The organism is Paraburkholderia guartelaensis (assembly GCF_004353905.1).
In the GTDB taxonomy this organism is placed as follows: domain Bacteria; phylum Pseudomonadota; class Gammaproteobacteria; order Burkholderiales; family Burkholderiaceae; genus Paraburkholderia; species Paraburkholderia guartelaensis.
This window is the reverse complement of the sequence record NZ_SMOD01000022.1, coordinates 87,730-100,653: the sequence shown is the minus strand read 5'-3', so window position 1 is coordinate 100,653 and position 12,924 is coordinate 87,730. Positions and strand designations below refer to the sequence as shown.

At 66.1% G+C, this 12,924-nt stretch carries 15 protein-coding genes; 8 read left to right on the top strand and 7 right to left on the bottom strand.

Going from position 1 to position 12,924, the window contains the following annotated elements; genetic code table 11:
- Nucleotides 1-187 precede the first annotated feature (187 nt).
- Both hpnC and E1N52_RS26255 read left to right on the top strand, forming a co-directional pair.
- On the top strand, nt 188-1,057 hold the full coding sequence (gene hpnC / locus E1N52_RS26260; RefSeq protein ID WP_133185730.1) for a squalene synthase HpnC: 870 nt from the start codon (nt 188-190) through the stop codon (nt 1,055-1,057).
- The gene (locus E1N52_RS26255) at nt 1,054-2,232 is read left to right on the top strand and encodes a glycosyltransferase (RefSeq protein WP_133185729.1); all 1,179 of its coding nucleotides are present in this window, start codon (nt 1,054-1,056) and stop codon (nt 2,230-2,232) included. The genes hpnC and E1N52_RS26255 overlap by 4 nt, the downstream gene beginning before the upstream one ends.
- Nucleotides 2,233-2,308: 76 nt before the next feature.
- On the opposite strand, the gene E1N52_RS26250 is transcribed toward E1N52_RS26255, so the two are convergent.
- Entirely contained in the window at nt 2,309-2,935 is a 627-nt protein-coding gene (locus E1N52_RS26250; RefSeq protein WP_133185728.1) for a hypothetical protein, read from the bottom strand.
- Nucleotides 2,936-3,044: 109 nt separating this feature from the next.
- Nucleotides 3,045-4,067 carry a hopanoid-associated sugar epimerase gene (gene hpnA / locus E1N52_RS26245; protein ID WP_133185727.1) on the bottom strand — a complete coding sequence of 341 codons (1,023 nt, stop codon included), beginning with the start codon at nt 4,065-4,067 and terminating at the stop codon, nt 3,045-3,047.
- 134 nt (nt 4,068-4,201) lie between these two features.
- Between hpnA and E1N52_RS26240 the strand changes: the two genes are divergently transcribed.
- Nucleotides 4,202-4,498: an acylphosphatase gene (locus E1N52_RS26240; protein ID WP_069261571.1), complete on the top strand. Its 297-nt coding sequence runs from the start codon at nt 4,202-4,204 to the stop codon at nt 4,496-4,498.
- A gap of 66 nt (nt 4,499-4,564) precedes the next feature.
- Here E1N52_RS26240 and egtD read toward each other — a convergent pair whose 3' ends face one another.
- Complete coding sequence (gene egtD / locus E1N52_RS26235) at nt 4,565-5,569, bottom strand: L-histidine N(alpha)-methyltransferase (protein WP_133185726.1); 1,005 nt, start codon at nt 5,567-5,569, stop codon at nt 4,565-4,567.
- 465 nt (nt 5,570-6,034) lie between these two features.
- Here egtD and rarD point away from each other — a divergent pair, with 465 nt between their 5' ends.
- A complete protein-coding gene (gene rarD, locus E1N52_RS26230; protein WP_133185725.1) occupies nt 6,035-6,928 on the top strand; it encodes an EamA family transporter RarD in 894 nt (297 codons plus the stop codon).
- Between the two features lie 18 nt (nt 6,929-6,946).
- Here rarD and E1N52_RS26225 read toward each other — a convergent pair whose 3' ends face one another.
- Complete coding sequence (locus tag E1N52_RS26225; protein ID WP_133185724.1) at nt 6,947-7,486, bottom strand: Mpo1 family 2-hydroxy fatty acid dioxygenase; 540 nt, start codon at nt 7,484-7,486, stop codon at nt 6,947-6,949.
- Nucleotides 7,487-7,601: 115 nt separating this feature from the next.
- Between E1N52_RS26225 and E1N52_RS26220 the strand changes: the two genes are divergently transcribed.
- From E1N52_RS26220 to E1N52_RS26210, 3 genes are all read left to right on the top strand, one after another.
- On the top strand, nt 7,602-8,330 hold the full coding sequence (locus tag E1N52_RS26220; RefSeq protein WP_133185723.1) for a Crp/Fnr family transcriptional regulator: 729 nt from the start codon (nt 7,602-7,604) through the stop codon (nt 8,328-8,330).
- Nucleotides 8,331-8,507: 177 nt separating this feature from the next.
- Entirely contained in the window at nt 8,508-9,149 is a 642-nt protein-coding gene (locus E1N52_RS26215) for an HAD family hydrolase (RefSeq protein ID WP_133185722.1), read from the top strand.
- An 80-nt stretch (nt 9,150-9,229) separates the two neighbouring features.
- Nucleotides 9,230-10,471 (top strand): dienelactone hydrolase family protein, encoded by a 1,242-nt coding sequence (locus tag E1N52_RS26210; protein ID WP_133185721.1) that lies wholly within the window; start codon nt 9,230-9,232, stop codon nt 10,469-10,471.
- Nucleotides 10,472-10,495: 24 nt separating this feature from the next.
- Here E1N52_RS26210 and E1N52_RS26205 read toward each other — a convergent pair whose 3' ends face one another.
- The 3 genes from E1N52_RS26205 to E1N52_RS26195 form a co-directional block, all read right to left on the bottom strand.
- Complete coding sequence (locus tag E1N52_RS26205) at nt 10,496-10,756, bottom strand: hypothetical protein (protein ID WP_028202769.1); 261 nt, start codon at nt 10,754-10,756, stop codon at nt 10,496-10,498.
- Between the two features lie 35 nt (nt 10,757-10,791).
- The gene (locus tag E1N52_RS26200) at nt 10,792-11,580 is read right to left on the bottom strand and encodes a DNA/RNA non-specific endonuclease (protein WP_133185720.1); all 789 of its coding nucleotides are present in this window, start codon (nt 11,578-11,580) and stop codon (nt 10,792-10,794) included.
- A gap of 243 nt (nt 11,581-11,823) precedes the next feature.
- The gene (locus tag E1N52_RS26195) at nt 11,824-12,183 is read right to left on the bottom strand and encodes a DUF3564 domain-containing protein (protein ID WP_042268533.1); all 360 of its coding nucleotides are present in this window, start codon (nt 12,181-12,183) and stop codon (nt 11,824-11,826) included.
- Nucleotides 12,184-12,490: 307 nt separating this feature from the next.
- Between E1N52_RS26195 and E1N52_RS26190 the strand changes: the two genes are divergently transcribed.
- Nucleotides 12,491-12,913 (top strand): rubrerythrin family protein, encoded by a 423-nt coding sequence (locus E1N52_RS26190; protein WP_069261580.1) that lies wholly within the window; start codon nt 12,491-12,493, stop codon nt 12,911-12,913.
- The last annotated feature ends 11 nt before the right edge of the window (nt 12,914-12,924 follow it).

Genomic DNA, 12,924 nt, shown 5'->3' with positions numbered 1-12,924 from the left:
CAAAAAGCCTGCTGCGTGGCCCTCCCACGGCCTGCGCAAGGCGCGTCGCGCACGCGGCGCAGGAGGGCGCCCGGAACCGCCGCTGCGTCGTTGCGCGGTGCAACATACCTCGGGAACCCTTAAAATATCGCGTCCTGCGGGTCGCCTGGATGGCGCCCAAGGATACGACCCCATTCTGGACGCCTTGATGGAACCCGACCACTACGACGATTTTCCGGTAGCGCGAGTATTGCTGCCGAAGGCGCTGCGGGCGCCTGTCGGCGTGATCTACCACGTCGCGCGCACGCTCGACGACATCGCGGACGAAGGCGACTGGAGCCCCGAGCAACGCCACACGCGTCTCGCCGATTTTCGCGAAGGCCTGAACGCCGTGGCCGAAGGCCGCCCGGCGCGCGTGCACCCCATGCTGTTCGCGAAGCTCGCGGACGTGGTGCGCGAGTGCCGGCTGCCGCTCGCGCCGTTTTACGACCTCGTCGCGGCGTTCGATCAGGATATCGACACGACGCGCTACGCCGACCGCTTCGAGCTGCTGGACTTTTGCCGGCGCTCGGCGAACCCGGTCGGGCATCTGATGCTGCATCTGATTCACGCGGCGACGCCCGAGAATCTGGCCGATTCCGACGCGATCTGCACCGCCTTGCAGCTCGTCACCTTCTTGCAGGACGTGAGCGCCGACTGGGCGCGCGGCCGCATTTACCTGCCGCTCGCCGACCGCGAACGCTTTGGCGTGACTGAAGCGCAGATCGCCGCGGGCAAGGTGGACGACGCCTGGCGCGCGCTGATGGCGCACGAGGTGGCGCGCGCGCGGGCGCTGATGGTGAGCGGCGCGCCGCTCGCGCTGCGCGTGCCGGGGCGCTTCGGCCTCGAGCTGTGCAGCGTCGTGCATGGCGGACTGCGCGTGCTCGAAATCATCGAGCGCGGCGGGTACGATGTGTTCCGCGCGCGGCCTGCGCTGCGCGCACCCGACTGGGCCGTGGTGCTCCTGCGCACGGCGGCCATGTGGCTGTCGCGCCGCGTGGGCGTGCGCGCACCTTCGATCGAGAGTAACAACGCATGACTACGACCATTCTGTTTGCCGTCTCCTGTCTCTCGTTGCTGATCTGGCTCGTGCTGCTGTTCGGGCGCGGCGGTTTCTGGCGCGCGCGCCCGGCCGAGCCGCTGTCGATCGTCGAGCCCGCGGCCGGCTGGCCTGCCGCGTGCGCCGTGGTGCCGGCGCGCAACGAGGCCGACGCGATTGGCGAGGCCGTTAGCTCGCTGCTCCAGCAGGACTACGGCGGCGAGTTTCACGTGATCGTGATCGACGACCACAGCACCGACGGCACCGCGGAAGCCGCACGCGCCGCCGCGCTCGCGCTGCAGTGTCCGGAAAAGCTCAGCGTGATTACGGCCAAGCCGCTGCCGGCGGGCTGGTCGGGCAAGGTGTGGGCGCAGTCGCAGGGCATCGAGGCGGTGCGCACGCTCAAGCTGCCCGCCGACTATCTGCTTCTCACCGACGCCGACATCGGTCATCCGCCCGACGCGCTCGCGCAGCTCGTGGTGCGCGCGCAGGCCGAAGGCCGCGACCTCGTCTCGCTGATGGTACGGCTGCGCTGCGACTCCTTCTGGGAAAAGGCGCTGATCCCGGCGTTCGTGTTCTTCTTCGCGAAGCTCTATCCGTTCTCGTGGGTCAACAACCCGAAGAACCGCACGGCGGCCGCGGCCGGCGGCTGCATGCTGGTGCGCCGCCAGGCGCTGGAAGAAGCGGGCGGCATCGAATCGATCCGCGCCGAGCTGATCGACGACTGCAGCCTGGCCGCGCGTATCAAGCATCGCGGCGAAGGGCATCATCCGATCCGGCTCGACGTTGCCGCGAAGAGCGTGTCGCTGCGTCCGTACGATTCGTGGAAGGACATCTGGAACATGATCGCGCGTACGGCGTTCACGCAGCTGCATTACTCGGCGTGGCAACTCGCGGGCACGCTCCTCGGCATGACGATCATCTATCTCGCGCCGCCCGTGGTCGCGCTCGTGCTCGGGCCGCACGGCTGGCCCGCGTGGATCGCCTGGGCGCTGATGTGCTGCGCCTACTCGCCCATGCTGGCCTACTACCGGCGCTCGCCGCTGTGGGCGCCGTTCCTGCCGCTCGTCGCGTTGTTCTACGTGGGCGCGACGTTCGCTTCGGCGTGGCGCTTCTGGCGAGGCAAGGGCGGCCAGTGGAAGGCGCGTGTGCAGGCGCCGGTGCAGGGGCGTTGAGGCGCTTCTTGCGAGGCGCGCTGCCAATGAAAAAAGCCGTCGGTTTCGACGGCTTTTTTTTCGATCCCGGCGCTCGTTAGCGCTGCGTGAGCAGCATGTACATCTGCGCGACGATGTCGGGCGAGAACGTGAACGGCACCCAGCCGTGGCCTGTGTGACGCAGCACCAGCAGGCGGTCGCCGTTGGATTGCTTCTGCACGGCCATCATCGGATTCTTCGTCGATGCGAAACGCCAGCCTTGCGGAATGCCGGGCGGCGGTTCGGGCTGCATCGAGGCGCGTGCGTTCGACAGCTCCTCGATCATCTGGCCGACTTGCAGCGCGTTGAGCGTGACCGTCTGGCCGCCGATCGTCAGCGTGATTTCGTTTTGCGACGGGCGTGCCACGTGCAATTCGGGCTGCGCAGGCGCAGCGTGGGCCGCCTCGGCAGCGGGTTCGATGGCTTCGGCAGTTTCGGTCACGGTTGCATTGGCGGCTTCAACGGGTTCTGCGGCTGCGTCGGCAGCCTCCGCGGCCGTATCGACGGCAACGGTGTGCGGCTGCTCAGCGACGGCTTGCTCCGCTTCGCTGCTTGCAACGGGAGTGTCCTGCTGGGGAACTGCGGCGGCGCGTTCATCGGCGCGCGGTGCGTGCGCGGCGGCGGCGGCCTGAAGGAGCTGATCGACGCCCGCTTCGAGCACGCCAATCTGGTCTTGAAGATTCATGCGAGCTTCTCAGGTAAGACCCGCGATTTTACCCGCAGCTTGCGCGCATTGCCCTTCAGGCGTTGTACGCATGTCGCAAGAAAAGTTGTAACAGTTTCCTCAGCTGCCCTCATTTGGCGTTCAGATAGCCGGCCTCGCGGAACCATGCGAGCGCATCTTTCAAGCCCTCGCGATACGGCCGCGCGCGATAACCCAGCTCGCGTTCCGCCTTCGCCGACGTGAAATACATCTTGTTTTTCGACATCTTCAGCGCATCGACGGTCACGAACGGCTCGCGCTTCGTGAAGCGCGCCACGGCTTCCGCGCCCATCGCAAGCGGATAGAGCGGCCAGCGCGGCAGCGCGATGGTGGGCGGCTTGCGGCCGACCATGCCCGCGATATCGGTGAGCATCTGCTGCAGCGGCAGATTCTCGCCGCCGAGGATGTAGCGCTCGCCGATGCGTCCGCGCTCCAGCGCGAGGAAGTGGCCGTTCGCCACGTCGTCCACGTGCGCGAGGTTCAGGCCGGTATCGACGAACGCGGGGATCTTGCCGGTGGCCGCTTCGACGATGATGCGGCCCGTGGGCGTGGGCTTCACGTCGCGCGGACCGATCGGCGTGGATGGATTGACGATCACCGCGGGCAGGCCGTCGCGCTCGATCATGCGTTCCACGGCGCGCTCGGAAAGCACCTTGCTGCGCTTGTACACGCCAATGGCCTGCTCGGGCGTGAGCGGCGAGGTTTCGTCGGCGGAGTTGCCCGAACTCGTGACCTTGAGCGTGGCCACGCTGCTCGTGTAGACGATGCGCTCCACGCCCGCGTCGAGCGCCGCGCGCATGGTGGCTTCGGCGCCTTCGAGGTTGGCGCGCTCGATCTCGTGCGGATCGGGCGCCCACAGGCGGTAGTCGGCGGCGACGTGGAAGAGATAGCGCACCCCGTCGAGCGCACGGCGCATCGAGGCGGCGTCGCGCATGTCGCCGGTGACGATTTCAGCGTCGAGTGCTTCGAGGTTCTTGCGCGGGCTCGTCGCGCGCACCAGCAGGCGCACCGCATAGCCCTTTTCCTGCGCGATGCGGGCGACGGCCGAGCCGACGAAGCCGGACGCGCCGGTGATCAGCACGAGATCGCGGTTGGCTCGGGAGGTGTCGGTCATTGCAGGGTCGTTTCCATGTTCGATATCGGCGCCGCGCGCGCGGCGTGGCACGGATTGTACGTGGCGCGGGCCCGGCGCGTGCACGCGTTGGCGTCTACAATGCCGACCGTAAAGCCTGCATGGAGAAACGAACAATGAGCGAACCGGATCTGGATACGCGCCTCGAAACGTACTACGTGCGCGTGCACGGGACGGTGCAGGGCGTGGGTTTTCGTCATGCGACGGTGCGCCAGGCGCACGCGCTGCGCATTCGCGGCTACGTCGCGAACATGGAGGACGGCTCGGTCGAAGCCGTGATCCAGGGCACGGCGAACCAGGTGGACCGCATGCTTTCGTGGTTGCGCCACGGGCCGCCGGCCGCGCGAGTCAGTTCGGTGGAAAGCGAGGAGCGCCTCACCGAAAAACGCTACGAGCGCTTCGAGCAGCACTGAAATTCGCCCGATAAAAAAGCGGTGCGCCAGGCATCTGGCGCACCGCTTTTTCGTTTCGGACGCCGCTTACTTCACGGCCAGCAGGCTCTCCGCGAATCCCCAATCCTTTTCGACCCACTGACGCGTGCATTCGAGGCCCGCGTCGGCGGCGATCGCCGGGATTTCGTCGGCGTGATACTTGTGGCTGCTCTCGGTCCAGATCGTCTCGCCTGCGCCGATCTCGACGGTCAGGTTCGCCGAGTGCACCTCGGCGTGCACGTCGCGCTTCGCGCGCAGATGCATCTCGATGCTGCGCACGTCCGGATTGAAGCGCGCGACGTGTTCGAAGTCGTGCAGGTCGAAATCGGCGTCCAGTTCGCGGTTGATGCGCGAAAGCAGGTTCAGGTTGAACGCGGCCGTGGCGCCGATGGCGTCGTCGTAGGCGGCGATCAGCGTGTCCACGGGCTTCACGAGGTCCGTGCCGAGCAGCAGCGTGTCGCCGGGGTGCAGCATCGCGCGGATGTCACGCAGAAAGCGTGTGGCCGCGAGGCGCGCGAAGTTGCCGATCGTGCTGCCGAGAAAGAGCACGAGCAGTTGTTCGCCCTCTTTGCGCTGGCGGCTCACTTCGGAAAGTCCGGCGAGATAGTCGCGCTCGTAGCCGACGATCGAAATGCGCTCGATGTCGGCGAGTTCGCGCCGGCATAGTTGCAGCGCGGTGCGCGAAATCTCGATCGGGCAGTACGACGTGGGGCGCTTGCGGCACAGCGCTTCGAGAATGCGGCGCGTCTTGCGGCCGCTGCCGCTGCCGAGTTCGGCGACTTTCACGTCGGAGGGCAGCGCCTCGACGATCTCGGACGCGTAGCGCGTGAGCAGGCGCTCCTCGCTGCGCGTGACGCCGTATTCAGGCAGAACGGTGATGACCTCGAAGAGGGCCGAGCCGACTTCGTCATACAAATATTTCGACGGCAGTTCCTTTTGCGGCGAGCGCATCAAACCGGCGCGCACTTCGGCGGCGAATGTGCTGGCGGCGGGCGAAAGGGCGAATGCACCGGCGGGGTCGGCAACGGCGGGGCGGGGCGCAGAAGATGGCATGCGGGCTCCAGGGGGCGTTGGACGTTGGGGACGGCGTCGTGAATCACGGCGGCGGGCGTTGGCGTGGCGCTCCGGAATATGCCAGGCGCGGCACCAGCGGCCCGGTGAAATCTCGCTTCGTCGAAGCGAATTCCAGCCGCGAACTCCAGCCAGTTAAGGCGACGGCGGGCTGGCGTGGCAAGACTTACGTTCTAGTCCATCGTTGCATGATCTGCCGGACTAAATTGCTCGGCCTGCACCAGCCCCGCAAGCGCGCACGGCGTGTGCCCGCCTTGTCCGGCGTGGGTTTGCGCCGCCTGCCGCCGTCAAAACACGACTAGAATGCGGTCTCGCCGACGCTTTCATCGGCCCGCGCCTTATTCAATATCCAATTCAAATGACAACGTTTTTACCCGTGCGTGCGAAATCTACGCACCGCGCCGCTCGCGATCCTGCCGTTTGCGCTTTCTGTCCCCGCGCCTGACGATGAACCAGTACGAACCCGGGCGCGGCATTTCGCTATCCGTGGGCGCTTCGGCGCTGTTCGCGCTGATGTCGGCCTATACGCTCCTGCTCGCGCCGCTCGGCGGCCTCGATATTTTCGCTTGGCGCGTAATCTGGACCGCGCCCGGCGCGCTGGCCCTGCTGGTGCTGCGCAAGCGCGCGCCGCAGTTGCGTGCCCTCATCGCGCGCATGGTGAAGGAGCCGCGCACCGCGCTCGCACTGGTGGCGAGCGCCGCGCTGCTGGGCTCGCAGCTGTGGGTGTTTCTGTGGGCGCCGCTGCACGGGCGCATGCTGGAGGTGTCGCTCGGCTATTTCCTGCTGCCGCTCATCATGGTGCTGGTGGGTCGCTTTTACTATCACGAGCGCCTCGAACTGCTGCAATGGCTCGCTGTGGCGTGCGCCGCCGTGGGCGTGGCGCACGAGCTGTGGGCGACGCACGCGTTCTCGTGGCCCACGCTGCTCGTCGCGTTCGGCTATCCGCCGTACTTCGTGCTGCGCCGCAAGATTCACGCGGATTCGCTCGTCACGTTCGCCGTGGAGATGCTGCTGCTCGTGCCGGTGGCGGTGATCGTAGTGCGCGCCGGCGGCTCGCTCGCGCTGCTCGATGCGCACAAGTTTCTGGCCTTCGTGCTGCTGCCCGGACTCGGCGTGCTCAGCACCGTCGCGCTCGCGTCGTACCTGAAGGCGAGCCGGCTTTTGCCGATGGCGCTCTTCGGCATCCTCGGCTATGTCGAGCCGGTGCTGCTCGTGATCGTTTCTGTCACGCTGCTCGGCGAGCACCTGGGCATGCGTCAGCTCGGGACGTATGTGCCGATCTGGCTCGCCGTCGCGCTCACGGCGGTGCACGCGGCGCGGCTCATCCGGTTCGAGCGCTGAGGACCTTGCAACGGCCGCTTACTGCCGCGCTTCCTGAGCGCGCGGCGGATTGATGCGCGTGGGTCCCACCTTCGCCTCGATCGCCGCGCGCAGCTCAGGGCGCCAGCCGATGCTGAACAGCGCTTCGGCGAGCACAAAGAGCGGGCCGATCATGAGGCCGATGAGATCGTCGACGAAGGCCGGCTTGCGATGCTCCCACGCGATGTGACCGACGAACTGAAATATCCAGCCGACCACGAACAGCCCCACGCCGCCGCCCAGCCACGCGGCGGTGCCTTGCTGCGCGAGCCACGCCCCGAAGGCCACGCACGCGACGGAGACGACCGCCATCATGAGGCCGAGCGGCACGTCCAGCACGAGATAGTAGATCGTCGCCGCGCCGAACAGGAGCCACGCGGGCGAGACGGAAACCGGCAGCCCGAGCGCAATCACCGGGCGCGAAAGCAGCACCGCGAGCGCGAGCACGATGAGCGGAATGCCGACGAAATGGGTGCCGATGTTGCGCGCGTCGCGGTGATAAGCCGCGTACTGGGTGAGCTGCTCGGTCAGGTTTCTCATGGGTGCCTCTCTGTCTCCAAAATCATTATCATCGTCGGGCTGACGAGCGCAAACCTTCGGCTAGCCGACAATTGCGCCGTTTAGTGACTCGCCTGGCCCCGCTTGTCCAGCTCCGATGACTTCACGTTCCGTCCCGTCCATCACAGCCAGTTCGCCGTCCGCCGCCGCGCTCGAGCGCAGCGCGTGGTTTCGCGGCGCGCCCGAACCGTTGCGCGACGCGCTGCGCGCGGCGGGCCGCGTGCGTACGCTGCGGGCGGGCGAGCGCCTCTTCATGCGTGGCGACGCCGACGACGGTCTCTACTGCGTGCTGGAAGGCGCGGTGCGCGTGGGCGCGGCGAGCGTCGCGGGCCGCGAGGCGCTGCTCGCCGTGGTCGGGCCGGCGCACTGGTTTGGCGAGATCGCGCTTTTCGACGGCGGCGCACGTACGCACGACGCCTACGCCGAGCGCGACTCCACGCTCTTTCACGTGCCGCGCGCGGCGCTCGTGGCGCTGCTCGACGCAACGCCGGCGTACTGGCACGCGTTTGGCCTGCTGCTCGCGCAAAAGCTGCGTCTCGCGTTCGACACGATCGAGGAGACCGCGCTGCTGGGCGCGTCCGCCCGCGTGGCGCGCCGGTTGCTGCTGCTCTCGAACGAATACGGCGACGCGGCCGGCACGCAAGACGCGCAGTGCTCGCGCCGCGTGATCAACGTGCCGCAGGAGGATCTCGCGTTGATGCTCGCGCTCTCGCGGCAAACGGTGAACCAGATCCTGCGCCAGTTCGAGCGCGAGGGGATGCTCGCGTTGCGCTACGGCGAAATCGAGATCATCGATGCCGCGGGTCTGGCGTCAAACGCGCAATGACGCTAATGCATCGGCATCAATACACGTCCATATCGATACATGTTGACGAATTACGTCAATATTCGGGTGCGCACCTGGGCTCCGTTGCAGCAAGATCGCGTTTGCGCCGACAATGACGCCCGTTCGGCGCGCCCCGCCGCGTCGCCTTTCCCTTCCACGCCAGGCCCATACCGCTTCATGAACGACCGCGTCGTCGCCGCATTCGACTTTGATGGCACCATCACCACGTCCGACAGCTTTCGCGCGTTCATGCTCGACGCCGCCGGCCCCGCCCGCTTCGCCGCCGCCGCGCTGCGCTGCCTGCCTTCGCTCATCGGCGTTCCGCTCGGCTGGTCGCCGCGCGGGCCCACTAAGGCGCGCTTCCTGTACGCCGCGATGGGAGCCGTGCGGCGCGAGGTGCTCGAAGCCGCTGCGCAGCGCTTCGTCGAGCGCCGTCTCCCCGCGCTGCTGCGCCCCGATATGCTCGCGCGCGTGGCCGAACACCAGGCGCTCGGCCATGAGGTCGTGCTCGTGAGCGCGTCGCCGTCGATCTATCTGCGCATGTGGGCAAAGACGGTCGGCATCGGCACCGTGCTTTCGAGCGAGCTCGAGTGGCGCGATGGCGTGTACACGGGCCATCTGGCGGGCAACAACTGCTGGGGGCCGGAGAAGGTTGCGCGGCTGCGCGCTTGGTGGGGGGCGAACGCGCCCGCGACGCTCTACGCTTACGGCGACAGCCGTGGCGACAAGGAAATGGCCGAGCTGGCGCAGTACGCGTGGATACGCGGCGAGTCGGCACTGCCGCCGCTCGCGGTGGCGGGCGGCTTCGGCACGGCATGAATGGTTCGACGCGCTGCGTCGGCGCGAGATCGACGCTAATCTACGGCAACTAACCAGACCGAAGAGAGGAGACAGCCCCGATGAACGGACAATGGACCCAGGTGAAGTCGCACGACGGTGGCGAATTCCGCGCCTACACGGCGCTGCCGCCCGAGGGCAGCGGCCCTGGCCTCGTGCTGCTGCAGGAGATCTTCGGCGTGAACGCCTACATGCGCGCGCTCGCCGACCGCTATACCGAGGAAGGCTACGTCGTGATGGTGCCGGACCTGTTCTGGCGTCTGGAGCCGAACGTCGATCTCGGCTACGAAGGCGCCGACGCGCAGAAGGCGTTCTCGCTCTACGAGCGCTTCGACGTCGATCTCGCGATGCAGGACGTGGCGCAAACGCTCGCCGCGCTGCGCGCGCACCCGCAGCATCGCGGCAAGGTCGGCGTGGTGGGTTTCTGCCTGGGCGGCAAGCTCGCATACCTGAGCGCGACGCGCACCGATGTCGATTGCGCGATCGGCTATTACGCCGTGGGCCTCGAAAACGATCTGGACGAAGCCTCGCGCATCACGTGTCCGCTGATGCTGCACTTCGGCGCCGACGACGCCCACTGCGACGCCGCTACGCGCGAGCGCATCGGTCAGGCGCTGGCGGGCAAGTCCGGCGTCGAGCTATATACGTACCCGGGTTGTGGCCACGCGTTCGCTTCGTCTTCGCGCTCGACGTACGACAAGCCGGCCACGATGATGGCGTACTCGCGCACGCTCGCGATGCTGCGCCGGGTGCTCGGCCCGATCTACGATTTCAACGCGCTGTGGGAAGAGCACTGCTATCACGAGTTCGTCGCGCGCAACCCGAGCGACGTGATGCCGACCATGGTCGCGCAGCCCTACGTCAACCACATTCCGACGATGACGGGCGGCGTGGGCCATGACGAGCTCAAGCGCTTCTACACGCACCACTTCGTGCATTCGAACCCGGAGGACACGCGCCTGATCCCGATTTCGCGCACGATCGGCTCGGACCGTGTGGTGGACGAGTTCATCTTCTGCTGCACGCACGACCGCGAGATCGACTGGCTGCTGCCGGGCCTCGCGCCCACGGGCAAATACTTCGAAGTGCCGATGCTTGCCGTGATCTGCTTTCGCGGCAACAAGCTCTATAACGAGCACATCTACTGGGATCAGGCTTCGGTGCTCGCGCAGATCGGCGCGATCGATCCCACCGGTCTGCCGATCGCGGGCGCGCAGAGCGCGAAGAAGCTGCTCGACGAAACGCTGCCCTCGAACACGCTCATGGCGCGCGCCTGGAGCGAGAGCGAAGGCAAGCCGTTCTGAAGCATGCGCTTCGCATGAGCGTGATCAGTTGAACGGATTGTCGACGACGCCGGGCTTCTGGTCCGGCTCGTCGGCGACTTTCGCGGGCAGGTGCGGGTCGGCCTGCAGTTTCTTCACGACGTCGTCGAGCGCCGCCTTCAGCGCCAGCGCGGCGGCGAGCCCGCGCTTGTCGCGCGTGAGTTCGAGCGTGCCGGCGAGCGTCACGCGCGTCGTGCCGTTCGTGAGCGTGAGCGCGTCGCCTTGCACGTTGAGCACGTCGTTGTCGTTTGCGTATGCGTCGAACACTTGGTGATCCTCCTTATGCGTGACGGGGGGGGGGCTTACCAGCCCCATTTGCTCACGGCAAAGCCGCGGCCATTGAACGATACTTTTTCCTTTGCCGCGACGTTCGCCGGAATGCCCGGGAACGCAATGCCGCTTTGCGCTTCGAGATCGCGCACCGAGCGCACGTCGTAACGATCGACAGCCGTATTGTCCGCGACGATCGCAAACGCGAGCTGCTGAGAGGGCACGTACACGACCTTGAAGATCTGCGTCGGCACGAGCACGCGCGTCGCGCCGATTGTCTGGAGCTGTGCGCCCGTGAAGAGCGGACCGGTCACGACATAGGCTTCGCCATACTTCGATGCGAGCTTGCGCACGGCGCTTTCGATATGGGCCCATAGGCGCTGGTTGTTGTCGCGATTCTGCGGAACGATATTGGCGAGTGAAAACGATTCCGCCATCGCCTGTGCATTCCAGCGGTTGCCCGCGGGGCTCATGTGGCCGCGGTCGAAGCCGCTGCGCTTGTAGTCGGCGAGCGTCGCGCCTTCGCCTTCGGGCAGGCGGTCGTCTTCGAAGAAGCGGTTCGTGCGCGTCATGTCCTTCGCGGCTTCGAGGTGGTCGCGCGTGAGATGCTCGGCGGACCACAGCGGCCCGTGTGTGACGCCCGAATGCAGCACGACAAAATCCGAATAGCAGAGCATGCGCGTTTTCGGCGCCATGCGCTGGTTCGTGAGCGTCGGGAACTGGCCGTCGGGCACGAATTGCGAACAGGCCGGTGCGGCGATTGCATGGCTCGCGGCGGCGAGCAACAGGGAGGAAACAAGCGAGGCAAACAGCTTCTTCATCGAAAGGTCAGGCCGGACTGGGGTGGGATCAAGCGGGCTGAAAGTATAGCGGGCGCATGACGCGCGTGGAGGCGGGAGAAAAAATGCAGGCGCAAAAAAACGCGCGCCCGCTCAAGGGCGGGCGCAAGCGAGAGGTGACGCACAAACAGATGCAATGAGCGCGGCAGCGTTGCGTTGCTGCGCGAGGAGCGAGGCGGCAAATGATGCCGCCTGCATTCAATCGGTTAGTTCATCAACAACGACTCAGCCTGCAAAAAGCGAATGCTCGGCGCGGACCATCTGTCGGTCCACAGCCTGGAGGCGCCATTGGCCTTCCATCGGCGAGTGCGAGGTTTCGCACGACCATGTCGCGTCGCCGTGTGCTGAACTGATTTCCTGGCGGCGGTTCACATGCAGGCCGCGTAATGTGCACAGCGGCTCGTTTTCGAGCGGTGCGCACAGCGACGTGACACCATTCACGTCGCGCAATTCACCCCATTCTGGCAGGTCGATCCCTTCGTGAGACTCGCGGGACCAGCGTTGCTGGTCGGTGTCGAGCCAGAGCACTGCATAGTCGTGATTGACGGTTGGATCGGAACCGTTGATCAGGATCGTAAGTCGCATGGCATCTCCGCAAAATTGATCGGGCGCGTCGGCAATTTCAAAGTCTAGGACGACTCCGCGCGCGCGCAAAGTGAAGAGTGCAGGACAGAACGTCGCGCGCACGACGCGTGCCTGGACACGCCCCGTTTATGCTCATTTCTGCCCGCGTAAACCCGGCTACGCTATCGCCGGGATTGAAATTCACAATTGGGAACGCAATCGGCACAACCTAGATTAATAGTGCGGCGTTGTCGCCCACGCATGCTGCAATGCACGAAGGCGAATTGCGTCGCATCCCCACATATCAGGTCGAACGATGGAGGCATCGATGGCACAGCTAAAGGGCTCGAAGACGGAACAGAACCTCAAGGATGCATTTGCCGGCGAATCACAGGCCAACCGCCGTTATCTCTATTTCGCAGCCAAGGCCGACGTAGAAGGACAAAACGATGTCGCGGCGCTGTTTCGCTCGACCGCTGAAGGCGAAACCGGCCACGCGCACGGCCACCTCGAATATCTGGAAGCGGTTGGCGACCCGGCAACCGGGCTGCCGTTCGGCACCTCGCGTCTGAATCTGCAGGCGGCAATTGCAGGTGAAACGCACGAATACACCGACATGTACCCGGGCATGGCCAAGGTCGCGCGCGACGAAGGCTTCGACGAAATCGCGAACTGGTTCGAGACACTGGCCAAGGCGGAGCGCAGCCACGCCAACCGCTATACGAAGGCACTGGACGTGCTGGCGGATTGAGGCGCATCGAG